26 protein-coding genes are annotated in these 22,615 nt (G+C 36.7%); 19 read left to right on the top strand and 7 right to left on the bottom strand.

Annotated features, from left to right (window positions below; genetic code table 11):
• The 5 genes from JMM81_RS16845 to yunB all read left to right on the top strand — a co-directional run.
• A partial coding sequence (locus JMM81_RS16845) for a zinc ribbon domain-containing protein (RefSeq protein ID WP_256242728.1) occupies positions 1–134 on the top strand: 134 nt, incomplete at its 5' end.
• A 157-nt stretch (positions 135–291) separates the two neighbouring features.
• Complete coding sequence (locus tag JMM81_RS16840) at positions 292–1,662, top strand: bifunctional metallophosphatase/5'-nucleotidase (RefSeq protein WP_256242723.1); 1,371 nt, start codon at positions 292–294, stop codon at positions 1,660–1,662.
• 73 nt (positions 1,663–1,735) lie between these two features.
• Positions 1,736–2,038 (top strand): YunC family protein, encoded by a 303-nt coding sequence (locus tag JMM81_RS16835; RefSeq protein ID WP_256242722.1) that lies wholly within the window; start codon positions 1,736–1,738, stop codon positions 2,036–2,038.
• Between the two features lie 220 nt (positions 2,039–2,258).
• Positions 2,259–3,353 (top strand): HD-GYP domain-containing protein, encoded by a 1,095-nt coding sequence (locus tag JMM81_RS16830; RefSeq protein WP_256242721.1) that lies wholly within the window; start codon positions 2,259–2,261, stop codon positions 3,351–3,353.
• 89 nt (positions 3,354–3,442) lie between these two features.
• Positions 3,443–4,195 carry a sporulation protein YunB gene (gene yunB / locus JMM81_RS16825; protein ID WP_256242720.1) on the top strand — a complete coding sequence of 251 codons (753 nt, stop codon included), beginning with the start codon at positions 3,443–3,445 and terminating at the stop codon, positions 4,193–4,195.
• 48 nt (positions 4,196–4,243) lie between these two features.
• On the opposite strand, the gene JMM81_RS16820 is transcribed toward yunB, so the two are convergent.
• Positions 4,244–5,188: a M23 family metallopeptidase gene (locus JMM81_RS16820; RefSeq protein ID WP_375162407.1), complete on the bottom strand. Its 945-nt coding sequence runs from the start codon at positions 5,186–5,188 to the stop codon at positions 4,244–4,246.
• A 243-nt stretch (positions 5,189–5,431) separates the two neighbouring features.
• Between JMM81_RS16820 and lipA the strand changes: the two genes are divergently transcribed.
• Together lipA and JMM81_RS16810 are read left to right on the top strand one after the other, a co-directional pair.
• On the top strand, positions 5,432–6,349 hold the full coding sequence (gene lipA, locus JMM81_RS16815; RefSeq protein ID WP_256242719.1) for a lipoyl synthase: 918 nt from the start codon (positions 5,432–5,434) through the stop codon (positions 6,347–6,349).
• 409 nt (positions 6,350–6,758) lie between these two features.
• Positions 6,759–7,034, top strand: coding sequence for a YutD family protein (locus tag JMM81_RS16810; RefSeq protein WP_256242718.1), 276 nt, complete (start codon positions 6,759–6,761; stop codon positions 7,032–7,034).
• 61 nt (positions 7,035–7,095) lie between these two features.
• Here the strand turns inward: JMM81_RS16810 and JMM81_RS16805 are convergent, their stop codons facing one another.
• On the bottom strand, positions 7,096–7,383 hold the full coding sequence (locus JMM81_RS16805; protein ID WP_256242717.1) for a cytosolic protein: 288 nt from the start codon (positions 7,381–7,383) through the stop codon (positions 7,096–7,098).
• A 66-nt stretch (positions 7,384–7,449) separates the two neighbouring features.
• Positions 7,450–7,716: a DUF3055 domain-containing protein gene (locus tag JMM81_RS16800; protein WP_256242716.1), complete on the bottom strand. Its 267-nt coding sequence runs from the start codon at positions 7,714–7,716 to the stop codon at positions 7,450–7,452.
• A 293-nt stretch (positions 7,717–8,009) separates the two neighbouring features.
• Here JMM81_RS16800 and JMM81_RS16795 point away from each other — a divergent pair, with 293 nt between their 5' ends.
• From JMM81_RS16795 to JMM81_RS16780, 4 genes are read left to right on the top strand one after another with little or no spacing between them, the layout of a single operon-like run.
• The gene (locus tag JMM81_RS16795; protein ID WP_256242715.1) at positions 8,010–9,323 is read left to right on the top strand and encodes an EAL domain-containing protein; all 1,314 of its coding nucleotides are present in this window, start codon (positions 8,010–8,012) and stop codon (positions 9,321–9,323) included.
• A 22-nt stretch (positions 9,324–9,345) separates the two neighbouring features.
• The gene (gene hepT, locus JMM81_RS16790) at positions 9,346–9,783 is read left to right on the top strand and encodes a type VII toxin-antitoxin system HepT family RNase toxin (RefSeq protein ID WP_256242714.1); all 438 of its coding nucleotides are present in this window, start codon (positions 9,346–9,348) and stop codon (positions 9,781–9,783) included.
• Between the two features lie 39 nt (positions 9,784–9,822).
• Positions 9,823–10,449, top strand: coding sequence for a helix-turn-helix transcriptional regulator (locus JMM81_RS16785; protein WP_256242713.1), 627 nt, complete (start codon positions 9,823–9,825; stop codon positions 10,447–10,449).
• 52 nt (positions 10,450–10,501) lie between these two features.
• Positions 10,502–11,272 carry a TIGR01457 family HAD-type hydrolase gene (locus JMM81_RS16780; RefSeq protein ID WP_256242712.1) on the top strand — a complete coding sequence of 257 codons (771 nt, stop codon included), beginning with the start codon at positions 10,502–10,504 and terminating at the stop codon, positions 11,270–11,272.
• 40 nt (positions 11,273–11,312) lie between these two features.
• Here the strand turns inward: JMM81_RS16780 and JMM81_RS16775 are convergent, their stop codons facing one another.
• Positions 11,313–11,816 (bottom strand): phosphatidylglycerophosphatase A family protein, encoded by a 504-nt coding sequence (locus JMM81_RS16775; RefSeq protein WP_256242711.1) that lies wholly within the window; start codon positions 11,814–11,816, stop codon positions 11,313–11,315.
• Positions 11,817–12,056: 240 nt separating this feature from the next.
• Here JMM81_RS16775 and yutH point away from each other — a divergent pair, with 240 nt between their 5' ends.
• From yutH to thrB, 4 genes are all read left to right on the top strand, one after another.
• A complete protein-coding gene (gene yutH / locus JMM81_RS16770) occupies positions 12,057–13,058 on the top strand; it encodes a spore coat putative kinase YutH (protein WP_256242710.1) in 1,002 nt (333 codons plus the stop codon).
• 656 nt (positions 13,059–13,714) lie between these two features.
• The gene (locus tag JMM81_RS16765) at positions 13,715–15,013 is read left to right on the top strand and encodes a homoserine dehydrogenase (protein WP_256242709.1); all 1,299 of its coding nucleotides are present in this window, start codon (positions 13,715–13,717) and stop codon (positions 15,011–15,013) included.
• Positions 15,010–16,071 carry a threonine synthase gene (thrC, locus tag JMM81_RS16760; protein WP_256242708.1) on the top strand — a complete coding sequence of 354 codons (1,062 nt, stop codon included), beginning with the start codon at positions 15,010–15,012 and terminating at the stop codon, positions 16,069–16,071. The genes JMM81_RS16765 and thrC overlap by 4 nt, the downstream gene beginning before the upstream one ends.
• On the top strand, positions 16,068–16,979 hold the full coding sequence (gene thrB, locus JMM81_RS16755; RefSeq protein ID WP_256242707.1) for a homoserine kinase: 912 nt from the start codon (positions 16,068–16,070) through the stop codon (positions 16,977–16,979). The genes thrC and thrB overlap by 4 nt, the downstream gene beginning before the upstream one ends.
• 198 nt (positions 16,980–17,177) lie before the next feature.
• Here thrB and JMM81_RS16750 read toward each other — a convergent pair whose 3' ends face one another.
• Positions 17,178–17,414 carry a NifU family protein gene (locus JMM81_RS16750; RefSeq protein WP_256242706.1) on the bottom strand — a complete coding sequence of 79 codons (237 nt, stop codon included), beginning with the start codon at positions 17,412–17,414 and terminating at the stop codon, positions 17,178–17,180.
• Between the two features lie 167 nt (positions 17,415–17,581).
• Here JMM81_RS16750 and JMM81_RS16745 point away from each other — a divergent pair, with 167 nt between their 5' ends.
• Positions 17,582–17,908 carry a YuzD family protein gene (locus JMM81_RS16745; protein WP_256242705.1) on the top strand — a complete coding sequence of 109 codons (327 nt, stop codon included), beginning with the start codon at positions 17,582–17,584 and terminating at the stop codon, positions 17,906–17,908.
• Positions 17,909–17,954: 46 nt separating this feature from the next.
• On the opposite strand, the gene JMM81_RS16740 is transcribed toward JMM81_RS16745, so the two are convergent.
• Complete coding sequence (locus tag JMM81_RS16740; protein ID WP_256242704.1) at positions 17,955–19,022, bottom strand: NAD(P)/FAD-dependent oxidoreductase; 1,068 nt, start codon at positions 19,020–19,022, stop codon at positions 17,955–17,957.
• 413 nt (positions 19,023–19,435) lie between these two features.
• Here JMM81_RS16740 and JMM81_RS16735 point away from each other — a divergent pair, with 413 nt between their 5' ends.
• Positions 19,436–19,675, top strand: coding sequence for a YuzB family protein (locus JMM81_RS16735; protein WP_256242703.1), 240 nt, complete (start codon positions 19,436–19,438; stop codon positions 19,673–19,675).
• A gap of 162 nt (positions 19,676–19,837) precedes the next feature.
• Here JMM81_RS16735 and JMM81_RS16730 read toward each other — a convergent pair whose 3' ends face one another.
• Positions 19,838–20,524 carry a DUF2225 domain-containing protein gene (locus tag JMM81_RS16730; protein ID WP_256242702.1) on the bottom strand — a complete coding sequence of 229 codons (687 nt, stop codon included), beginning with the start codon at positions 20,522–20,524 and terminating at the stop codon, positions 19,838–19,840.
• A 162-nt stretch (positions 20,525–20,686) separates the two neighbouring features.
• Here JMM81_RS16730 and JMM81_RS16725 point away from each other — a divergent pair, with 162 nt between their 5' ends.
• Together JMM81_RS16725 and JMM81_RS16720 are read left to right on the top strand one after the other, a co-directional pair.
• Positions 20,687–21,049, top strand: coding sequence for a HesB/IscA family protein (locus JMM81_RS16725; RefSeq protein ID WP_256242701.1), 363 nt, complete (start codon positions 20,687–20,689; stop codon positions 21,047–21,049).
• Between the two features lie 360 nt (positions 21,050–21,409).
• Positions 21,410–22,603, top strand: coding sequence for a sulfite reductase subunit alpha (locus JMM81_RS16720; protein ID WP_375162405.1), 1,194 nt, complete (start codon positions 21,410–21,412; stop codon positions 22,601–22,603).
• The last annotated feature ends 12 nt before the right edge of the window (positions 22,604–22,615 follow it).

Below are 22,615 nucleotides of genomic sequence, written 5' to 3'. Positions count from 1 at the left end.
TTAAAAATCTTGGACTACGTGAATGGGATTGCCCAGAATGTCATACCCATCATGACCGAGATATTAACGCAAGTTTAAATCTTAAAAATGAAGCCGTAAGACTTCTAACCGTTGGAATGACGGGGATCGCCTAATCAATAACTGATCGATAGATCGGTGTTCTTAGGAATCCCCCACTTCAAATTTTCGTTAGAAAATTTGAAGTGGTGGGTAGTTCAAGCTACTATCTATTATATAGAGATGAAAAGATGATTGTACCATTAGATTTTAGGGAAAGAAAGGCGATTAAATTTGGACGTTATCCATATCTATCATACGAATGATTTACACAGTCATTTTGAACATTGGCCTCGTATCCACCATTTTTTATCAGAGCGGAAAAAATGGCATGAAGAGGCAGGAGAAGAATTTCTTTTGTTTGATATCGGGGATCATGCAGACCGCTTTCATCCTTTAACAGAAGCAACGAGGGGAAATGCAAATATTAAACTATTAAATAAAACAGGGTACCATGCTGTGACAATAGGGAATAATGAGGGAATTACTTTTCCATATGAGGATTTGGATCATTTGTATGATCAGCGGCAGTTTGAGGTTTTGCTTGCAAATTTATATAAAAGTGACGGAAGTCGTCCTACGTGGGCAAAGGAAAATAAGATCTATGAAACAAAGAAAGGGATCAAACTGGCTGTTACAGGGCTAACAGCTAGCTTTGCTCATCTATATCATCTGTTAGGGTGGACTATACAAGATCCAATGGAAGAATTGAAGCAACAACTTTCTTATTTAAAAGGAAAGGCAGATATTATGGTTCTCCTTTCACATTTAGGTATACATGATGATGAACAGATTGGACATGAGTTTCCCGAAATAGATGTGGTCATCGGTGGCCATACGCATCATATTCTGCACGAGGGAAAAATGGTGGATAACACGTTGCTAACCTGTGCTGGAAAATATGGGATGTTTGTTGGACATATTACCTTAACAGTGGATTCAGCAACAGGGAGCATGATCGAAAAAAAGGCTTGGCTGTATGATACAAATGATTTACCATCTGTTGTTGATGAGGAAGTTGAAGTTGAGAGATTGTACAAGAGTGGAAAAGATATTCTTGCTGCTTCCGTTGTAACTTCCTCTTATCATCATACACAAGAGCAACTCGCAAAGCTCTTATGTGAAGCGACAAGAGAATGGTGTCAGGCTGATTGTGCCTTTATTAATGAAGGTCTAATTTTAGAAAACCTTCCTTCTGGAAAAGTAACAAAATTTGATTTGCTTAAAACTTGTCCTCATCCGATTAATCCATGTGTCGTTGAATTGACTGGAGCAGAGCTGAGAGAGGTCCTTTTACAAACAATGGATGAAAAATGGAAGGATATGCAAATATTTGGATTAGGTTTTCGTGGAAAAATAATGGGTAAAATGGTGTTTAGTGGGATTGATGTGAAAAAGAATCAAGGTCATCTTCGTTTCTTTGTTCAAGGAGAGCTAATTGAAGGTGGGATTACATACAAGGTGGCAATTCCTGATATGTTTACATTTGGTCGATTCTTTCCTTCCATTTTTCGGGCGAAAAATAAACAATATTTTCTACCAGAGTTCATGCGTCATTTATTAGAATGGAAATTAGGTGAAACAGAAAGACAACCTATAAATTAAAACACGCTTCCTGCCTTTCTTACATAATGTATAACATAAATGGATGGAGAAAGGAGAAAGGAGCGTAATAATTATGATGAATGTATCACCCATTCAAATAAATGGACACACTTTTTTAAGTGTTTCTGTTGCATTACCGAAAACAAATTTGCTCGTCGTTACGAGTGAAAAGGGATATATTATGTGTGGGGCACTTGATGTCGACTTATTAAATGAAAAATTAAAAGATCGAAAAGTGATCGCTGGGAGAGCCGTTGGTGTGAAAACGATCGAACAGCTACTAGAAGCACCGTTAGAATCGGTCACATATGAAGCTGAAGCATGTGGCATTCATAAGGGGATGATTGGTAAAGAGGCAATGTTAAAAATGATCTGAGGGGAGTCCGTTGCGACTGCCCTTTTTGCGATTGGCTATGTTCATGATGATTGTTGGCAAAGGGCCTATCTATTAGGAAGAGGCTCTAAATATAGAACTTTTTAATGATAAGTAAGGACTCAATCACTTGGGTTAATCCGGAATGGAACGATAAGATAAAAATGTGATAAAATATCATATATTAATGAGAGAAAAAATATTTATATATGGGAGTATTTGAATGAGATTAGTTGCGACATCATCTGTAGAGGTAGGAACAAAGCTTGGAAAAGTCATTTATAATGAAAAGGGGAAAGTATTAGTTAATAAAGGTGTTACTCTTGACGGACGTATGCTTAAACGTTTAATCCAATTAGGAATTACATACATATATATTGAAGATAAGAAAACAGCAGATATTATATTTAAAGAGCCCATATCAACCCCTTTAAAACAAGAAGCAATGACAACCATTATTGATACATTTAATAAAATTCAGTCCGAGCCTATTTCATCGAGATCTTTTGTTTTGGAAAAATCAGTGAAGGAATTTAAAGCGATCATCCAATACGTCATGAGCGAGTTACATGAGACACCGGAATTAATGTCCATCCTTTCAGATGTATGTATACACGATACATATATTTTCACCCATTCATTAAATGTAACTCTTTATTCACTAGCTGTTGGTATAGAGTTAAAGCTACCCTCTCGTCAATTGGAAGAAATTGGGATTGGTGCGATCATGCATGATATTGGCAAAGTGGCAATACCGAAGGAAATCTTGTTAAAGCCCGGAAAGCTTACAGATGAGGAGTTTACTGTTATCAAAACGCATGCGACTGAAGGGTTTGACTTGTTGCGAAATACTCATACAGTTCCTTTACTTGTCGCACATTGTGCTTTCCAACATCATGAACGTCTAGATGGGTCAGGATATCCAAGAGGAATTAGAGAGAGTGACATTCACGATTATGCCAAAATTATTGCCGTTGCAGACGTGTTTGATGCCGTTACATCCAACCGGGTATACCGACCTGCAATGCTCCCACACGAAGGACTTGAAATGCTCTATGCAGGAGTTGAGCGACAATTTCATACAAACATTGTTGAGGCATTTCATAAATCCGTAGCCATTTATCCCAATGGTATTACAGTTGAATTAAATGATGGAAGAAAAGGTGTAGTGGTCCGGCAAAACGTTGCACTTAGTGACCGTCCTATAGTGAGAATTTTAGAAGAAAATGGTCATGAAATGACTCCGTATGAAATTAATTTAGAGAAGGAGCTTTCAGTCGTTGTTACAGGCTGTGATATAACGTTTAAAAAAGATTAAGATTTTCCATCCCATTGAACAGTTTTTTTTATTTTTTGCGTTAGTCCCCTTTTTCCTGCATACATATAGCTTGTAGGGGGGGATTTGTCTTGGCGAAGTTTCGCAGACGGCTGCTGAAAAAAGGTCCACTACCATTACGATATGTTTTGTTACTGACGTTTGTCTTTTTTATTTTTTCGACAGCAGCTGGTCTCTGGATTATTAATAAAAAGTTAGAGCCAACACTCATGAGTGTTGCTAAATCAGAAACGATAAACCTTGCCACACTTGTTATAAATGATGCCATTGATCAACAATTTAAGCAGGCAGAAAGTGAAGATCTTTTTCGATCGATTCCGAACACTGAAGGATCAAATAATATTCAATTCGATACCGAGAAGATTATCAGAAAGCAGACAGAGATTGTTACTCTTATCCAAAAAAATATAAAAGAAGTAGAAGGCGGGCTTATATCTACTCTCCAGTCTCATTCAGATGTTCAAATTGAAAAAGATAAAACGAAAAAATCTGATGGAGTTGCCTATTCTGTTCCATTAGGAAGAATAACCAATAATTCCTTACTTGCTAACTTTGGACCAGATATTCCGGTTGAATTTTCAGCGATTGGCGATGTGCAATCAGATGTAAAAACCAAAGTAGTTGAGTTTGGTATTAATGGTGGAGTCATTGAAGTTTATATGGAAGTGAAAGTGAATATTGAAATTATTATTCCGCTTGCCACAGATACAACTGTTGTCACGCGAAATATCCCGATTGGAATGGGTGTTTTCAGGGGAGATGTTCCACAATTTTATAATGGTGGCGGTACAACTTCTCCTGCCATACAGTTGCCAAAAGACTAGAAAAGAGAGGCTGACTCCTTTGCTTTTGGGTCAGCCTCTTTGCTATCTTTATTTCTTTGTCCTTTGTTTTTCTTGTCGTTCCCATTGCTTCAGATGTGGGTAGGGGTCATAGGACCATTCTGTTAATCCATTGTCTTTGTAAATTCCGTAATGAAGGTGAGGAGGGAATTTCCCTGAAGTTCCCGGTGGTCCATATCCTGAGCTTCCCACACTTCCAATAAGTTGCCCGGGTTCAACCACTTGCCCAATATGTAGGTCTTTTGCAAAACCATTTAAATGAGCAAAATAATGGTAGTTATTATTAATATCACGGATTCCGACCCGCCAACCACCAAATCGATTCCATCCCTTCATTTCTACAATACCGTAAGAGGTTGCCCGAACAGGGACACCATAATTGGCGAAAATATCTGTTCCTTCATGTATTCGTCTACCACCCCACCCTCTTGCATCTCCCCAAGTGTTTTTATAGCTGTGGGTACTTTTTAATGGAACAGGAAAGGCATGAATTTCTAAGTTAAGATGTCCAAATTGCTTATAGATTTTTGCCTTCCCAACAATCAAACTAACGGTTTTATCGCGCTTGTAATAATCCCATAACGCCAATTTAATGTTATCATGGTCTGTTCCATAATTTAAGATAAAACGTGCAAAAGAATAAAGGACATCTTCATCACTAGATAGGCTTGCTTTTCCGTCTCCATCACCGTCAGATCCCATTCCTTCAAAAAAATGAATGGAATATGGATTTTCATCAGATGGATCTGGATTGAATACTCCAGCCCATTTCTCTTTAGGAAAATAAACTCCCGTAATGCCGTCTGCTTTCGGTATATCTTTACGTGATTGCCGAATACTGCGCTCGTATTGATCAATAGCAGCTAAGTAATTCCAGGGAATGTTTGTTACGGTTTCTATTTTTTGATATAATTCCATTCTCTTTGCGAATAGATCTGCTTGATTATTTTCCGCTCTAGCCAAGTTTCCGTTCATTAAAATCATGATGAAACAAATCGAGCATAATAAGACTTGCCGCATACAAATCCTCCCTTCTAACCATCCTTCCTAGTTAGTTTGTGAGTATGTAACGATTTCATAAATAATAATTTTTGGAAATAATAAATCACATGGTTCGATACCTTGTTGTTTCTTCTTCTTGTGTGTTAGAGTTAGTACAGAAATCAATGTTTTAATGATTTAAAATGAAGCGATTTTACATAGGGATGGTGTAAGGTATTGAGCGATAAAAAAGAAATTCAACGTAAGCCTGAATGGCTGAAAATAAAATTAAACACAAATAGAAATTATACTGGATTAAAAAAAATGATGCGAGAAAATAATTTACATACCGTTTGTGAGGAAGCAAAATGTCCCAATATTCATGAGTGTTGGGGAGAAAGAAGAACCGCTACGTTCATGATTCTTGGTGATACTTGTACAAGAGCATGCCGATTTTGTGCTGTCAAGACAGGTCTTCCGACTGAATTAGATTGGGAAGAGCCAGAAAGAGTAGCCGATTCAGTCGCTCTGATGAATCTTAAACATGTGGTCGTAACATGCGTTGCTCGTGATGATTTAAAGGATGGCGGGGCGGCCATTTATGCTGAAACGATTCGTGCGATTAGAAGAAAGAGTCCACTGACAAGTATTGAAGTTTTGCCATCTGATATGGGTGGGGTTTATGAAAACATTAAAACCATCATGGATGCAAAACCGGATATTTTAAACCATAATATTGAGACCGTTGAAAGACTTTCACCAAAAGTACGTGCGCGTGCTACATATGAGCGTACTTTGGAGTTATTACGCCGCGCGAAAGAACTACAGCCAACGGTTCCAACAAAATCTAGTTTAATGGTTGGACTTGGAGAAACAAAAGAAGAAATTTTGGCTACAATGGATGACTTGCGTGCAAATGATGTTGATATTATGACGATTGGTCAATATTTACAGCCGTCAAGAAAACACATACCCGTTCAGAAATACTATCATCCAGATGAATTCCTTGAACTAAAGGAAATTGCTATGGAAAAAGGGTTTAGTCATTGTGAATCAGGCCCGCTTGTTCGTTCTTCCTACCATGCGGATGATCAAGTGAATGCAGCAGCAAAACAAAAACATTTACAAGCTGAAAAGGAAATGAAAAAGGCTTAGATCATAATCGATTTCTTTGAATCTGTATCCATTTTATTTTTAACTTCATTCAGCAAATGCTTTTTGTACCGAAAGCTTGCGACAGGTACAGAAGTCCTCCACTTCTGTAAGTGGGGGATGAATGCAAAAAGCTCTCTGATTCAGTGGGGGTTCAAACCCCGACTGAATGAAATTAAGCCTCCGGCGAGCCTTTCGATTTTTTAAAGGTCATTTATCGAGCGAGCTCGACGACGGACAGGACGTCCTAGTCAGGCGAAAGCCACAGGATGTGGCTTTCTGAAGCGTGATAAAAATCCGGGCGCAAATTCGGCGGGGCGAATTTGATTTTTCGCCCCTATTGTCTCTCGCGAAAGGATATTTGCTTGCACTTTTATTGGTTTTATGGCTAAATTTTGTTAGAGGTGAAGTCATGGTTTGCATTGAAAATAGTTGTTATGAGATCGTGGAAGAAAGGTCGAGTGGCTTTGATGAGGAAGCTTTTCGTAGTCGTTTTAGCGAGATTTTGACGAAGTATGATTATATTGTTGGCGATTGGGGATACGGTCAGCTGCGTTTAAAAGGTTTTTTTGATGATCAGAATCAGAAGGCTGCATTTGATACAAAAATAAGTACGGTAACAGAATACCTTTATGAATTTTGCAATTTTGGTTGTCCATATTTTATTGCCAAAAAGGTAAAAAAATAAAAAGGCTGCAGCGAAGCTACTGCAGTCTTTTTGACTTTGATAGGATAGATAATCCGTTATCTCATTGCTCTGTATAAGGTGGTTCCTCATTTTTAGTTGGATCATCATGGGGTGGATGAGCACCTTCCATTTGTCGAGGCAGGTTTTGGTGAAGTGACTTGAATTCATAATTATAAGCGCTATAGGTACGCTGTCCTTCACGCCAAGGAGTACTTTTATTTTCAACTGGATTATTTTTTCTAATGGAGGATCCAAAAGGTCCTTCAGGAAATTCTTCAGGGATCATTGTATTCTCCATTGTTTCAACATTGGAAAAATTAAAATACTTTTTTGTCTCTTTGTCATCCATTTTAATCACCTCAAATTCAGTATTCTCTTTTTTGAAAAAAATATGAGGTTGATCAAAATAGAAAGATTAAACCAATTCAGCAAGAAAAGCTGACAGTTCTTCTGCATCTTCTTTATTCAAGTGAAATGCATGCTCGATATACCCTTCTTCTTCTAAATCATCCTGGCCAATAATGGCGAAGTGCCTACCTTGAATATCAAACACAAGTAACTTCCCATAATAACGATCAGAATAAGTAATGGCTAAGTCAAATCGGTTATTCTCACCCATAAAACTAATAAATCGAGTTTTTGTGTCTTCTGTATCATCATATAGAAAAAAGCGTTCTGTCATCTTTATCTCCCCTTTATTCATCGTTCGTCAAAGCAATATGCTAATTAAAATTCGTTCTTATTCTATATATTAGCAGAATGTGTTGGATTACTAAATATTGTGAGCACTATTGCATACTAATAGGTAACAGAAAATGTGGAAAAACCTTCTGTTGATAGAAGTTTCCACGATAAATGAGTAAACTAGAATAGGATTCTGATTAAAGTGTGCTAAAATAAACTTATATGTATTTAGATCGTAAATAAATGATTATACTATATTGTTTTTTATTCTTCTGAGAGGAAGGTAAATCTATGGTTAGAAGAATCTTTAGGAAATTAAGTAAATCTGTTCACTGGGGAAAGCTTTTTCTTCCTCTCCATCAAATTCGTTATTTTCCACCGCGTTTTGTTATAAGAGATCCTATTATTGAAGGGGTTTCGAATGCGTTTAATAAGGGATATGAAGTTGCTATGGTTGTTTATAAAATCAAAAATTTATTTGATTTGACACAGCGGTATGGAGCTAAGGAGACAGAGAAGATTATTCACCGTATGAAGAAAGTGTTTTATGAACTGATTAAACGAGAATTCAGAAAAGATGATATCATCCTCATGGACTATCATTTTAGTGAAGGATTTTCCTTATATATACAAGTCAATGAAGAAGATGAAAAAAGTAATATCGTGGATATTGATACCTTAATGAAGAAATTACATTTGCATATGAATAGATTATTAATGGTAGAAATGGCAGATATTCATTTCGTATTTGATAAAGGATATATGTTTATTGAGAAGAGATATGAATCGATTCAGGAAGCCATTTATATCGCACGTCAGCAAGCACTGACAATGGCTGAGAAACGAGTGCGAAGTGAATATAATGAAATGCTGTATGAGATGAGTAAAATTGTTTCTAAAAAGAATGTTCGTCTTTTGGGACAGCCTATTGTAGATATGCAGACGAAAGAAATTCGAGCATGGGAAATGCTGACAAGGGGTCCAGAGGGAACAAATTTGGAAATGCCACTGCGTTTGTTTTCTGTTGCGAGGCAAACAGGAAATTTATATGAACTAGAAATGCTTATTCTGGAAAAAGTATTTGAAAAGATCAAGGAAACAAATTGTAAACAAAAGGTTTTTGTTAATTGTACACCTTTAACATTAGGAAACAAGCATTTTGTTCAGGATTTAAAACGTTTGTTAGATCAATTTATAATGATAAATCCGAATAAATTAATCATCGAAATGACAGAACAAGATACAGTTGATGAAAAGAAAGATTTGATCTATAACATAAACCTATTGCGAACTCTAGGGTTTCGTTTTGCTTTAGATGACACAGGGTCGGGTTATTCTAGTTTCCAATCAATTGGGGAAATACTACCTGAGATTATTAAGATTGATCGTTCCGTTATTCAAAATATACATGAAAACTCAGTTAATGAGTCCATGTTAAAAGGCATACTTCTTATTGCAAAAGAAGTGGGGTCAAGAGTGGTTGCGGAAGGGATTGAAAAAGAGGAAGAAGCCATTTTGCTGTCTCGCCATAAAGTTGATTTCGCACAGGGATATTACTTTGCACGTCCAGCCGTCTTTAATCATCAATTGCTATCATCATTGTAAAATAGGGGAAGGGTGAAAAAGATTGTATTTTGTTGACAGAGATAAAATCGAAGAAATATTACTTTATATAGAGAGTCGGATTTGCTTATTTGAAGAGAAGAAAGAATGGACTACAGATATTGAAAAGGCAGCATTAGAGAGACTTCTCCAAATGGTCATTGAATCCATGTTAGATGTCGGGAATAGTATCATTGATGGTTTTATCATGCGCGACCCAGGGAGCTATGAGGATATCATTGATATATTAGAGGATGAGAAAGTGATTACGTCAGAAATGAGTAAAAGCTATAAGCGAGTGGTTTCATTTCGGAAAAATCTACAGCAATCCTATACAAATGTGAATCATCTTGAACTTATTGAGATATTTCAAAGTGAATTAATGATGTTAAAACGTTTTGCGCCAAATGTCAGGACATATATGGAAAATGAATTAGGTCCAGTCACCGCATTTAAACGGTAATGTGAGTGTATACCTGTCATTTAAAGGAAGGTGAAAAGCATGTTAATGAATACACGAAATACAAAGGAACAAATACTATCGCTCTTAAAGAAAAATGGAAGTCTGACCATTATGGAACTTGCAAACGAGTTAGGGATAACTGAGATGGCGGTTAGAAGACATATTCAAACATTGGAACGTGACAAGCTTATTCGTTCAAACGTCAAAAAACAAACAATAGGAAGACCCTCTAAAGTATATCAACTTGCCGAACAGGGGGAAGACTTTTTTCCTAAAAAATATAAAGAGTTTAGTCTCGAAATTCTCCAAGGTTTGAAAGAAGCAGGCCAAGAACAACTGATCAATGATATATTACTAAAAAAGAAAGAACGTTTTATCGAGCAGTATAAACTTGATCAAAAGGAAGAATCCTTTAAGGAGAGAATAGAAAACTTAAGACGTATTCAGGAATATGAAGGCTATATGCCAAGTATAGAGAACAAAGACGGGATGATTCATTTTAAAGAATTAAACTGTCCATATGTTGAAATTGCAAAGGGATTTCCACAGATATGTCAATCGGAGCATAGTTTTATCCGAAAATATCTAGGTGCAGATTTAACGACCTTATCCTCTATGGCAGAGGGACATACATGTTGCCATTACACAATCGAAGAGAGAACATAACCGTTACCCACAATCATACAACATGTACACTATATTTATGGGGGGTGAATGAATGACAAAAAAATATCAAGGTTATTTAATTGATTTAGATGGAACCATGTATCGAGGAAAAGAAGTGATTCAAGAGGCAGCAGACTTTGTTAAAAAACTTAATCAACTTCACTTGCCTTATTTATTTGTCACGAATAACTCTTCAAGAACACCTGGACAAGTCGCAGAAAAACTTAGTGGCTTTGGTATTCAAACAGAAGAGAAACAGGTTTTTACAACAAGTCAGGCGACAGCTAACTATATATATGAACAAAAGAACGATGCATCGGTATATGTGATTGGTGAAGAGGGTATTTTGACAGCAATCAAAGAAAAAGGCTTATCCTTCGGGAATGAAAAAGCTGATTTTGTTGTTATAGGGATTGATCATTCCATAAGTTATGAAAAATTTGCGGTTGCTTGCTTAGCAATTCGTAATGGGGCCACCTTTGTTTCAACAAATGCAGATATTGCGATCCCAACTGAAAGAGGATTACTGCCAGGGAATGGGTCGTTAACTTCTGTTCTTACGGTTTCAACACAAACGCAACCCATTTTTATTGGGAAGCCGGAGTCTATTATTATGGAACAGGCTTTGAAAGTGCTTGGAACGAAGAAAGAAGAGACATTAATGATTGGGGATTATTACGATACGGATATTATGGCAGGCATGAATGCAGATATGGATACTTTGCTTGTCCATACAGGTGTTACAACGAAGGAACTACTGCTAGGATATGAGAAGAAGCCAACCTATGTAGTAGACAGTCTGGATCAATGGGAAATCAAATAAAAAAGCACGTTCTTGCGTGCTTTTTTATTTTGGAATCATCTTATTCAACATTTTCAATGCGGTGGGCAAGTCGACTTGATGCAGCGGCAGCAATTGCTCCGACGATATCATCAAGAAAAGTATGACATTTACCGGATGATTTGTCATTTAGATCTTTTAGAATACCAGGCTTTAACTTATCAATATATCCATAATTTGTGAAGCCGATAGAGCCGTATACATTCACAATCGAAAAGGCAAGGACCTCATCAACCCCATAAAGACCTTCGTCTGTATCAATAATGGATTGTAGCGGTTGTTCAAGCATTCCCTTTTCCGCTAACATATCCAATTGAATTCCTGTTAAAATAGCGTTTTGAACTTCTCTTTTTGAAATCACTCGTTCAACATTGTGTAAACAGTCTTCTATTTTAAGGTTCTTATGGTAATCTTTTTGCAGGAAATAAACAAGATCGGCAATTTCCTTTGTTTTAACTCCTCTATCCATAAGCCATTTTCTTGCTGTTTGTTCGGTTAGATCAATGACTTTTTCCTCTTTGCTCATTCGTTTCACCTTTTTCCTAATATTTTTAATTCTCTATCCTTTAAATTTAAGAAAAGCACAAGTTTCCTCATTCCTTGTCATAAATATAAAGGAGAAAATAAATGGTGTCATAAAGGTCGTAAAAAAGTTGTAATAGGATTATTCTATCAATTTATTTAAATTATGCCAAATTTCAATCTGTGATACTCTGACACGACTCCCCAAATGAAGGAAATACCTGATAAAGCTGAGGTGGGAAGGATGTTTCAAAAACTACTCCATAAACATTATGGAATTGATGCGATTGAATCGACACCAATTGGTCAGTACCAATCCTGTAAAAAAGAAAAACAGCAATTTATATTGATCCCCGTTGATCCTTTCGATGAAGAAGAACTGACAGAATTAGAGCAAATAGCTAAACATTTTAAAGAAAGTGGTGATCAGTCAGTTGGTACATTTCTCTATACAAAAGAAAACAGCCGATTGATAGAGTGGGAGTCGGGCAAATACTGTGTCCTGACTTATGATCCTACCCGTCTAAAAACAACAACTCGAATAGGAAGAAAATTGGCTAAATTCCACTATCGAGGGAGATCTATTCTTTTTCCTGTTCAAAAGGTCAGCCGAATTGGACAATGGAAAAAATTATGGGAAATGAGAATAGATCAAATGGAAAAAGTATGGAATAATATGCTTTTTCAACAACCAGAAAGTGAATTTGACCGTATGTTTATAGAATCTTTTTCCTATTATATGGCAATTAGCGAAAATGCGATCCAATATTTAGTTGATACAGAGCTCGATGATGAACCACAAGCAATTGATAGTGGAACAGTTTGTCACACTCGTTTTTCTATTCATTCATGGGCAGATGACGCATGGGTGAGAAACCCAATAGATTGGGTTTTTGATCATTGTAGTCGTGATTTAGCTGAATGGACGAGAGAACGGTATCATTATAACTATCGAACATATCAACCCGATGTACAACGTTTCTTTGCGGAATATCAATCCGTTGAACCGCTAAGTTCCTTTGCGTGTCGATTATTATATGCAAGACTCCTATTTCCACTTCATTATGTTGAATGTGTGGAGGATTATTATTCCACAACATCCGAACAAAAACAACGCTTTCTAACAGAACGCTTGGAAAAATATTTGAAGCATTCAAATGAAACAGAAAAATTCCTGCAATATTTTTTTCAACTCATTGAAGTACCGGTACGGACGTATCATATTCCTAAACTTGACTGGCTGTAAATACTATGGCTTCTACCCTACACCCTTTTCAAAATATTAATTGGAAAATGAAATGCTGGAGCCTTCATAAGGGTCTGATTCTAATCGTAATGACTCGATCTTATTTTTCTTTTGAAATAAGATCGGGCATGGCTAGATCAGACCCTTTTATCGTTCATGTTAACCCTTGCTGCTCAATTATATTATGCAATTTTCTGTTTTAGCAGTATAATATTAATATTAGGAACAAGCGGAAAAGTTATTGAAAGAAGCTATACATATTTAGGATAAACCCTTGTAGAGCATAGCTTAATAAATAGGCTGTGTTAATGATCATTGTTGATAAATGGCCTTTGATGTATGCACAGCATTCATTTTATTTCGTGAATAACCTAATGCCTGTGTATACTAAAGGATTATAGAGAAACAACAAGATTGTTTAACAAAGCTAATAAACAAAATGGGAGGACATTATTTGGAAAATATTCAATCTATACGAAAAAGTTATTTTAAAAATTTCTAAGCCTGAAAAATAAGAATAAATAAGCAAAGGAAACGTTTACATTTGTTTATAGTGTAAAATTGTCCCTTGTAAAACATCTTTATTCACACTATAATGTCTACTATATACAAACATTTGTACATTCAAAAAGTACAGCAATAGGGAGGGCAAGCTAATGAATGAAATCTCAATTGGTTTATTGGGCCTTGGCACAGTTGGTTCAGGAGTCGTTCAAATTATAGAGAATCATCAGGATAAGCTTATGCATCAAATCGGCTGTCCAGTAAAAGTAAAGAAAATACTCGTTCATGACTTGAAAAGAGAACGGGCAATAAAGGTAGATCCATCAGTATTAACAACTGATGTAAATGATATTATATCCGATCCGGAAATTGATGTTATTATTGAAGTAATGGGTGGAGTTGAGCAAACAAGAGTTCACTTATTACAAGCCTTAAAAAATAAAAAACATGTCGTAACAGCAAATAAAGATTTGATGGCTCTCCACGGGGCAGAGCTTTTAACCGTTGCATCTGAAAATAATTGTGATTTGTTTTTTGAAGCAAGTGTGGCGGGTGGAATCCCTATTATTAGAAGTATCGTAGAGGGTCTTTCATCTGATCGGATTACAAAGATGATGGGAATTGTTAACGGAACAACGAACTTCATTTTATCAAAAATGAGCAAGAATGGTGCTGCCTATGAAGACGTGTTGAAGGAAGCTCAGGATCTAGGGTTCGCTGAGGCAGATCCAACTTCAGATGTAGAAGGACTAGACGCAGCACGGAAAATGACAATCCTTGCTACGCTAGGATTCTCAATGGAGATTGCCTTGGATGATGTGTCTGTTAAAGGAATCACAACGATTACTGAAGAAGACATACAATATGGGAAACAGCTTGGATATACAATGAAGCTGATTGGTATTGCTCAGCAAGATGGAGATAAGGTAGAGGTAAGTGTAGAGCCAGCCTTTTTATCTGATGCACATCCACTTGCTTCTGTACACGATGAATATAATGCAGTTTATGTATGTGGAGAAGCTGTTGGAGAAACGATGTTTTATGGCCCTGGTGCAGGAAGTTTGCCGACTGCAACATCCATTATGTCTGATGCCGTTACCGTGATGAAAAATATGCAGCTTGGTGTGAATGGAAAAAGTGCTGTTCCACCACAATATCCGAAAAAATTAAAAAAACCAAAAGAAATGTTTTCAAAACACTTTTTAAGATTACATGTTTCTGATGAAACGGGCGTGTTTGCAGAGATTACCTCTCTCTTCGCAGAAAATAATATTAGTTTTGAAAAAATTCTTCAGTTACCTGTTAAGAAAAGGGAAGTAGCTGAAATTGTCTTAGTAACTCACCATGCCTCAAAACAGGATTTCGATGATGTTTTAGTCCGATTAAATGATTTGAAATCAGTAAAGACTATCAAGAGTTCGTATCGTGTAGAAAGGGGCTCACATCAATGAGTTGGAAGGGACTAATAGAGGAGTACCAGGAGTTTTTACCAATAACAGATAAAACACCGAAATTAACATTGCATGAAGGAAATACACCGCTTATTCATTTGAGTACATTATCAAAAGAATGGGGAATTGATCTGTATGTGAAAACAGAAGGAATCAATCCAACGGGTTCCTTTAAAGATCGCGGTATGGTAATGGCTGTTGCAAAGGCAATTGAAGAAGGCAATGATACTATTATTTGTGCTTCAACAGGGAATACGTCTGCAGCAGCGGCAGCTTATGCTGCTAGAGCAGGAATCCGCTGTATCGTTGTTATACCTGAAGGTAAAATTGCGATGGGGAAGCTTGCTCAAGCTGTTATGTACGGAGCTGAAATTATTTCTATTGAAGGAAACTTCGATCAAGCTCTGCAAATGGTGCGAAATATTAGTGAAACAGAGCCTGTTGCACTTGTGAACTCGGTGAATCCTTATCGTTTAGAAGGTCAAAAAACAGCTGCTTTTGAGGTGTGCGATACTTTGGGAGCGGCACCTGATATTCTTGCTATTCCTGTTGGAAATGCCGGAAATATTAGTGCTTATTGGAAAGGGTTTAAAGAATACAACGAGAAAAAACAAACAGGTTTGCCAAAAATGTACGGTTTCGAAGCAGAGGGAGCAGCGGCTATTGTACGAAATGAAGTCATTGAAAATCCAGAAACGATTGCAACAGCGATTCGAATCGGTAACCCAGCTAGCTGGAAATTAGCGGTAGCTGCAGCTGAAGAATCAACAGGAAAGATTGATGAAGTGACGGATGAAGAAATTATTTCGGCATACCGTAAGATTGCTGCAACAGAAGGTGTTTTTGCTGAGCCAGGATCATGTGCTTCTTTAGCTGGTGTTTATAAATCGGTTCAAAATGGTTCTATTCCAGCTGGTTCAAAAGTGGTTGCTATCTTGACTGGTAATGGATTAAAAGACCCGAATACAGCAATTGATTATAGTACGATCAAACCTGTTAAGTTACCCAATGATGAAAAACTAGTTGCCGAACATATTAAGGGAGTTGTTACAATATGAGCGAGAGCGACATGCTCATCATAAAGGTCCCAGCCAGTACCGCCAATCTTGGCCCTGGCTTTGATTCGATAGGAATGGCGTTGAACCTTTATTTGACTCTTGAGGTTGAAAAAGCAGACAAGTGGCAGGTTATTCCACTAACAAAGGAAATGTCCACTTTTCCAAGTGATGAAAGTAACTTTATCATTCAAATGGCAATGAAAACGGCTGAAAAGTATCAAAAGGAATTACCACCAGCTAAAGTGAAGGTAAACAGTGAGATTCCACTTGCAAGAGGGCTTGGATCAAGTGCAGCAGCCATTGTTGCTGGAATTGAACTAGCTGATTCACTTTGTGATTTACAACTATCACAGCAGGAGAAGTTTGAAATGGCAGCAGACATAGAAGGTCATCCGGATAACGCCGGAGCGTCTTTGTTTGGTGGATTGATCATCGGCTGTCAAACAGAAGAATCGGTGGATGTCGTCATGTTTGATGATCTCGATCTTGATATCGTGGCTGTTGTACCGCAAGAAGAGTTATTAACCAAGAAGGCAAGAGGTGTATTACCAACTGAAATCTCTTTCCAGCAGGCTGTAACAGCTGGGGCAGTATCGAATGTTCTAGTGGCATCGTTATTGAAAGGTGACTATTCTCTTGCAGGTAAGATGATGAAAAAAGATCGTTATCATCAACCATATCGTCGTGAACTTGTACCACATATGGATATCATTGAAGAAAAGGCTCCTGAGTATGGAGCGTTCGGAGTGGCATTAAGTGGTGCAGGGCCGACTATACTTTGTTTAGTAGAACCTGGTAGTGCGGAGACCGTCATTGAAGGTCTAAAGCAATGGTTGCCTGATATGGATTACTTAAGTCTAAAGATTGATCAGACAGGAAGTAAAGTTTTCTCAATGACTGGCATCTGAAAATGAAAAGCGACCACATCTTTGATGGGTCGCTTTTTTAATCAACTTACGTCTTTTATTTAGACTATGTTAAACAACATTGTTGATGCTCTTATTGCTTTTGAAGTACGCGTGGATTAAGTTATTCATTCGAATCAAATGCGTACCCACATATTCCAAAGACAATATTTCAACATGAATCATGAACAAAGCCTTTATTTAAAATACTTGTTCCACTTCTACAATTCCTGGTACTTCTTCAATGAGGGCACGTTCGATTCCCGCTTTTAATGTAATAGTTGAACTTGGACAGCTTCCACAAGCTCCTAGAAGACGTAATTTAACAATTCCATCTTCTATATCTACTAGTTCACAATCTCCTCCATCACGAAGAAGGAATGGACGTAATTTATCTAATACTTCCATAACTTGAGTATAAATAGTTTGTTCTGACATAGTTATCCTCTCCTTTCTTATACATATTAATATTATAATCAGTAAAAGTAAAAAAAGCTACAAATGAGAACCAATATCCATTAAACTCCATTTTACTGAATTAAGTTTTTGTCATAAAGAAACGGTTATAATATGATGATGGTAGTCTATAAGAGAGGGAGAATAATATGAGTCAAAAAGTTGTTGAAATATCTATATTTGGAGCAGAACAAATTTGTGCAAGTTGTGTTAATATGCCTTCTTCGATTGAAACATATGAATGGCTTCAAGCTGCCATCAGTCGCAAGTATCCAAATCAAGCATTTGAATTCACCTACACTGATATTTATCGACCAATTGAAGATGAAGAAAAGAAAAAATTCGCTCAAAAAGTCATTGATGAGGATATGTTTTATCCAGTTATTCTAGTTGAAGATAAGATAGTTGGAGAAGGTAATGCACGTTTAAAAACGATTTATGCTGAGCTAGAAAAGTATGGATATATAGCGAATTAAGGTAGAAAAAAGTCCGCAATTAACAACTCAATTGCGGACTTTTTTATTATCCCCGATGATATTTATACATCCAGAGTATTCCTGATTTTAATAAGCGTGCGACTCTTCCAGTTACTGGTTTCTCAGCTACAAGTCCAAAACCGTGTTTTTTCCCAAGTGAACCTAGAATGCCTTTAAGTTTAATGGTTGGTAACGATTCAGGCAATTCTTTACCATTCCATCGATCTAAGAGCACTTGCACGATTTGTTCTGCCTGACCTTCTGCAAGTTGGGCACTTGGTGCATGTGGAAGGCTTGCACAATCACCAACGACATAGACATGTTCATTGTTGGGAATATTATGATGTACGGTTAAGACAATTCTTTCTTGTTTATCTTTTTCAACATTTAGTTCACGGACAATTCGGTTTGGTTGGATTCCAGCTGTCCATACGATGGCGTCACATGTAGAAGGGGCTTCATGATTATATAAAACATTCTCTTCTACTCTCGTAATATTTGAATTATTGATAATTTCAACTCCATGATTATCAAACCAATTCTGAACGTATGTGCTAAGTTTTTCTGGAAAAGCAGATAAAATATAGTTTCCTCTATCAAACAATTTAATCTTTAAATCTTTTCGACTTTCATTCAGTTCTGAAGCTAGTTCGACTCCGCTCAATCCAGCTCCAACGATCGATACAACTGATCCAGGGGGAAGGTTATTTAAAGCTTGATATGTATTACGTGATTGATCAATGGTTTGAATACTATAGGTAAATTCTTTAGCACCAGGAACATTGTGATATTTATCTTCACAACCCAACCCAATAATAAGGTCATCATAAGAAACCGGCTCTGCACCAGAAAGAATCACTTTCTTCTCTTCAAGGTTGATCTTATCAATCTCCGCATAGATTATTTTTAATCTTGGATCATCTGGAAAAGTGACACGTACATCTTGATCCGATATCGTTCCGGCAGCAAGTGCATAATATTCCGTTTTAAGACAATGATAGGGTAATCGGTCAATTAACGTAATGGACATGTTATTCGGTAATTGATCTGGTAGCAAACGGGCTAGAACTCGCATTCCACCGTATCCCCCACCAAGTACGACCAAGTTTTTCATAGCAACTTCCCCTTTTTCTTCATTCATTCATCTACTATAGTAATCTCAATTTTTATTTGGTCGATAAACGAAGTAATTCTATAACCTAATAGGATAATAAGTTAATGCTTCAGAGTAATAAAATATTATCCGATTGGATAGATATATATACCTCTAAAGATAAGTCCCTAAAAGCGTTTTCGAAATTATTTTAAAAAACAATTCATCGACTTCTCATATATCAAAAGTATATCTAAATTGTGACGAAATAACAACAGTTATAGGTATATTTATTGACAAAGTATATTGTAACATGATAAATAATAAAGGTTTAGTAAAAAGATCAAAATCTCGGAATGCTGATAATTAGTGTATGATTTAAACTGACGGTGGAAAATAAGTAATATAGTTTATAAGTAAGAGGTGAGAAATAGATGATAAAGCCTATAATTGAATTTTGTATTAGCAATTTAGCCAATGGTGCACAAATAGCGAGAGAAAAGTTAGAAAAAGATGCTAATTTAGATATTATTGAATATGGTTGTCTTGGTTCTTGCGGAAAATGTGGACATTCCTTATATGCTCTTGTAAATGGTGAAATTGTGACAGGGGAAACACCTGAACAGCTCGTAGAAAAAATATATCAGTTTTTAGAAGAGAACCCTCTTTTCTAATTGTAGGTTTTAATGGAAATAAAGATCTTTGGTGTATAGGGGAGTGACGTTATGTAGATGAATAAAACGTATTCCCTTATACACCCATTTTTTTTCAACCGTTATTATATGAGCCAAAAGTAAAGTAGATCAGAACCTTGGATTTAGTCAGTCTTTGTTTTTTTATGAGCCTCTTGATTCTCTTATTTCACGCCATCTTTCTTTTGCCATTTCGACAATGTTTTTTTCGGTTGTTCTACTCTGTTGTTCAATAACTCTCGAAAAACTTTTTCCTGCTTCCTTAATATCTCCAGTTCTCCGAGATAATTCGCCTAATAAGTATAGGATACGAACTTCAGAAACTTGAGTGCCTTGATAATCCTGTGTGCTATAAGTTTCACCGTATTCATGAATGGCTAGCTTCATAAAACGTTGCTCTTGCTCACTGTTCCCAAGGGAGCGGTAAAGCCATCCAAGTCGCATATACATTCCGGCTTTAACCACATGTTTTTCTTTTTTTAGCGTTGCACAATAAACAGTGAGCTTGTATGTTTGGATCACATCTTCTATCGTTCGTTTATTGGAAAAGCTATGCGGAGTCCAGTTTGAACAAACCTTCTCTTGAATGACTTCTTTTGTACCAGGAGGAAAATAAGGAGAAAAGTCATCTGAGAAAGAATAACCACATGCGGGACAAACTAAAATATGATAGTACACCGGGTTATTTTCAGGAGGAGAATAAGTTGGACATAGATCTGTATCGGTATGTAATAATTTTACGAATCGGGAGCGTATTTTTTTTGTAGTAAAAGAGTGCTCACACATGGTGCATGTACATTTTTTGTCAAATAGAGCCTCAAGTTCAGCCAATTAAATCACCTCAGAATAAATAAGAAATAGAATACTGTAGTATCTATTATAACGCAGTTTAGGAAATATGGACTATCAATTTGGGTTATTCGATAAGTTCATTCAGTTGAGAGGAATTGATGAAGTGTATATAATAAAGAAAAGTAAAAGGGAGGCTATAAAATGAGCGAAACAGTTAAGATTACCGAAGCCGCAGCTCTTCAAATAAAAGATATGATGAAACAAAACGAGGAGGAAGGATCTTTTCTTCGAGTTGCCATTAAAGGTGGAGGCTGCAGTGGATTGTCTTATGGGATGGGATTTGTGCAAGATGTCGAAGAGGATGATCTACAATTCGATCAGCAAGGAATTCAAGTGGTTGTGAAAAAAGAAGATGCTGTTATTTTGAATGGAACGGTTATTGATTTCAAAGAATCGATGATGGGCGGCGGGTTTACGATTGAGAATCCAAATGCCATTGCTACTTGTGGCTGTGGTTCTTCATTCCGTACAGCAGAAGCATCAGGAACACCAGAAAATTGTTAGAAAGGATAAGCTTGTTTTAAGGTTATGAATTAAAGGGGTTTTTTAAGTGTATACTATCATGAAAATGTATACTAGAAACCCCTTAAAGCCTTAAATCAAGGTTGTGAATGATCTGCCGCCTCGGTAGTTAATGCCATAACTATTTGAGGGGCTTTTTTATCATTAAATAAGCAAATTAGAAAAAACACTTTGGCAAAATATCTAATCAAAAGGAATATCAGAAATTAACAATAGAAAAAGAAATTGACCTAGTTGTTGCAAGAAAATTATCAATTAACTAATACCAATTATTGCGAATGGCAAAAAAACATGTCTGATTTTCTCATTCTGTGTTATCCTATTTTTATATAACTTTTTGAGGTGAAGATTATGCAAACTAATGTAGTAAATCCTGAAAATACAAAAAAGGACAAAAAGGTGCCAACAACATTTTCAAGGACAAATCCATTTCAAGCGAAGGTTCTCAAAAATATAAATTTAAATGGATCTGGCTCTAGCAAAGAAACAAGGCATATCGAGTTATCATTAGAAGGGTCAGGTCTTTCCTATGTCCCAGGTGATGCCCTTGGTGTTATCCCTCAAAATGATCCAGAACTAGTAGCTGCCCTTCTTGATGAACTAAAATGGGATCCGGAAATGGCTGTTACAATCAATAAGCAAGGCGAAACTCTTCCTTTAAAAGAAGCGCTAACATCGTACTTTGAAATTACGCTATTGACTAAAAAGATTTTACAGCAAGCAGCGAAATTTACAGAAAACGAAAAAATGCAAGCGCTTTTGTTGGCTGAAAATGCAGATAATTTGAAAGAATATTGCGATGGACGTGATTTGCTTGATATGTTACGTGAATTCGGTCCATGGAAGGCTTCTGCCCAAGAAATTGTGTCTCTTTTAAGAAAAATGCCACCGCGTCTCTATTCAATTGCAAGCAGCATTACTGCTAATCCTGGTGAAGTGCATCTAACGATTGGAGCTGTACGTTACACGGCTCACGGACGTGATCGGAAAGGTGTTTGTTCTATTTTAGTTGCGGAACGTAGTCAAGAAGGAGATACGCTTCCAGTATTTGTTCAACCAAATAAACATTTTCATCTGCCAGAGTCGGGGGATAAAGATATTATTATGGTTGGTCCTGGGACAGGCATTGCACCATTCCGTTCCTTTATTGAAGAGCTTGCAGTGACTAAAGTAACGGGAAGATCCTGGCTGTTTTTTGGAGACCAGCATGCAGCGTCGGATTTCCTTTATCAAGATGAATTAGAAAAATATCAAAAAGATGGAGTACTGACAAAATTAGAGACTGCATGGTCCCGTGATGCAGCAGAAAAAGTATATGTACAGAATAAAATGCTTGAAAACAGCAAAGAATTGTTTGAATGGATAGAAAATGGAGCATACTTCTACGTTTGTGGAGATAAGCAAAAGATGGCGAAGGATGTCCACAACATGCTTATTGACATTATTGAAAAAGAAGGTATGATGACCCGTGAAGCAGCCGAAGCGTATCTAAATGATATGAAAAAGCAAGGGCGTTACCAACGTGATGTGTATTAAAGATGAAATTTG

It is taken from the genome of Bacillus sp. V3B (genome assembly GCF_024494465.1).
GTDB lineage: Bacteria > Bacillota > Bacilli > Bacillales > Cytobacillaceae > Bacillus_BD.
Note: the sequence above shows the minus strand (reverse complement) of the source record. Positions and strands in the feature narration are given on the sequence as shown.

Excerpts from the sequence above, each read along its gene's own strand:
- JMM81_RS16725 (WP_256242701.1), top strand. The coding sequence starts at position 20,687 with ATGAGCGAAACAGTTAAGATTACCGAAGCCGCAGCTCTTCAAATAAAA.
- thrB (WP_256242707.1), top strand. The coding sequence starts at position 16,068 with ATGAGCGAGAGCGACATGCTCATCATAAAGGTCCCAGCCAGTACCGCC.
- JMM81_RS16785 (WP_256242713.1), top strand. The coding sequence starts at position 9,823 with ATGTTAATGAATACACGAAATACAAAGGAACAAATACTATCGCTCTTA.
- JMM81_RS16740 (WP_256242704.1), bottom strand. The coding sequence starts at position 19,022 with ATGAAAAACTTGGTCGTACTTGGTGGGGGATACGGTGGAATGCGAGTT.
- JMM81_RS16765 (WP_256242709.1), top strand. The coding sequence starts at position 13,715 with ATGAATGAAATCTCAATTGGTTTATTGGGCCTTGGCACAGTTGGTTCA.
- JMM81_RS16780 (WP_256242712.1), top strand. The coding sequence starts at position 10,502 with ATGACAAAAAAATATCAAGGTTATTTAATTGATTTAGATGGAACCATG.
- JMM81_RS16745 (WP_256242705.1), top strand. The coding sequence starts at position 17,582 with ATGAGTCAAAAAGTTGTTGAAATATCTATATTTGGAGCAGAACAAATT.
- JMM81_RS16750 (WP_256242706.1), bottom strand. The coding sequence starts at position 17,414 with ATGTCAGAACAAACTATTTATACTCAAGTTATGGAAGTATTAGATAAA.
- JMM81_RS16835 (WP_256242722.1), top strand. The coding sequence starts at position 1,736 with ATGATGAATGTATCACCCATTCAAATAAATGGACACACTTTTTTAAGT.
- JMM81_RS16800 (WP_256242716.1), bottom strand. The coding sequence starts at position 7,716 with ATGACAGAACGCTTTTTTCTATATGATGATACAGAAGACACAAAAACT.
- thrC (WP_256242708.1), top strand. The coding sequence starts at position 15,010 with ATGAGTTGGAAGGGACTAATAGAGGAGTACCAGGAGTTTTTACCAATA.
- yutH (WP_256242710.1), top strand. The coding sequence starts at position 12,057 with ATGTTTCAAAAACTACTCCATAAACATTATGGAATTGATGCGATTGAA.
- JMM81_RS16810 (WP_256242718.1), top strand. The coding sequence starts at position 6,759 with ATGGTTTGCATTGAAAATAGTTGTTATGAGATCGTGGAAGAAAGGTCG.
- JMM81_RS16735 (WP_256242703.1), top strand. The coding sequence starts at position 19,436 with ATGATAAAGCCTATAATTGAATTTTGTATTAGCAATTTAGCCAATGGT.
- JMM81_RS16805 (WP_256242717.1), bottom strand. The coding sequence starts at position 7,383 with ATGGATGACAAAGAGACAAAAAAGTATTTTAATTTTTCCAATGTTGAA.
- JMM81_RS16820 (WP_375162407.1), bottom strand. The coding sequence starts at position 5,188 with ATGAACGGAAACTTGGCTAGAGCGGAAAATAATCAAGCAGATCTATTC.
- JMM81_RS16795 (WP_256242715.1), top strand. The coding sequence starts at position 8,010 with ATGGTTAGAAGAATCTTTAGGAAATTAAGTAAATCTGTTCACTGGGGA.
- JMM81_RS16830 (WP_256242721.1), top strand. The coding sequence starts at position 2,259 with ATGAGATTAGTTGCGACATCATCTGTAGAGGTAGGAACAAAGCTTGGA.
- JMM81_RS16775 (WP_256242711.1), bottom strand. The coding sequence starts at position 11,816 with ATGAGCAAAGAGGAAAAAGTCATTGATCTAACCGAACAAACAGCAAGA.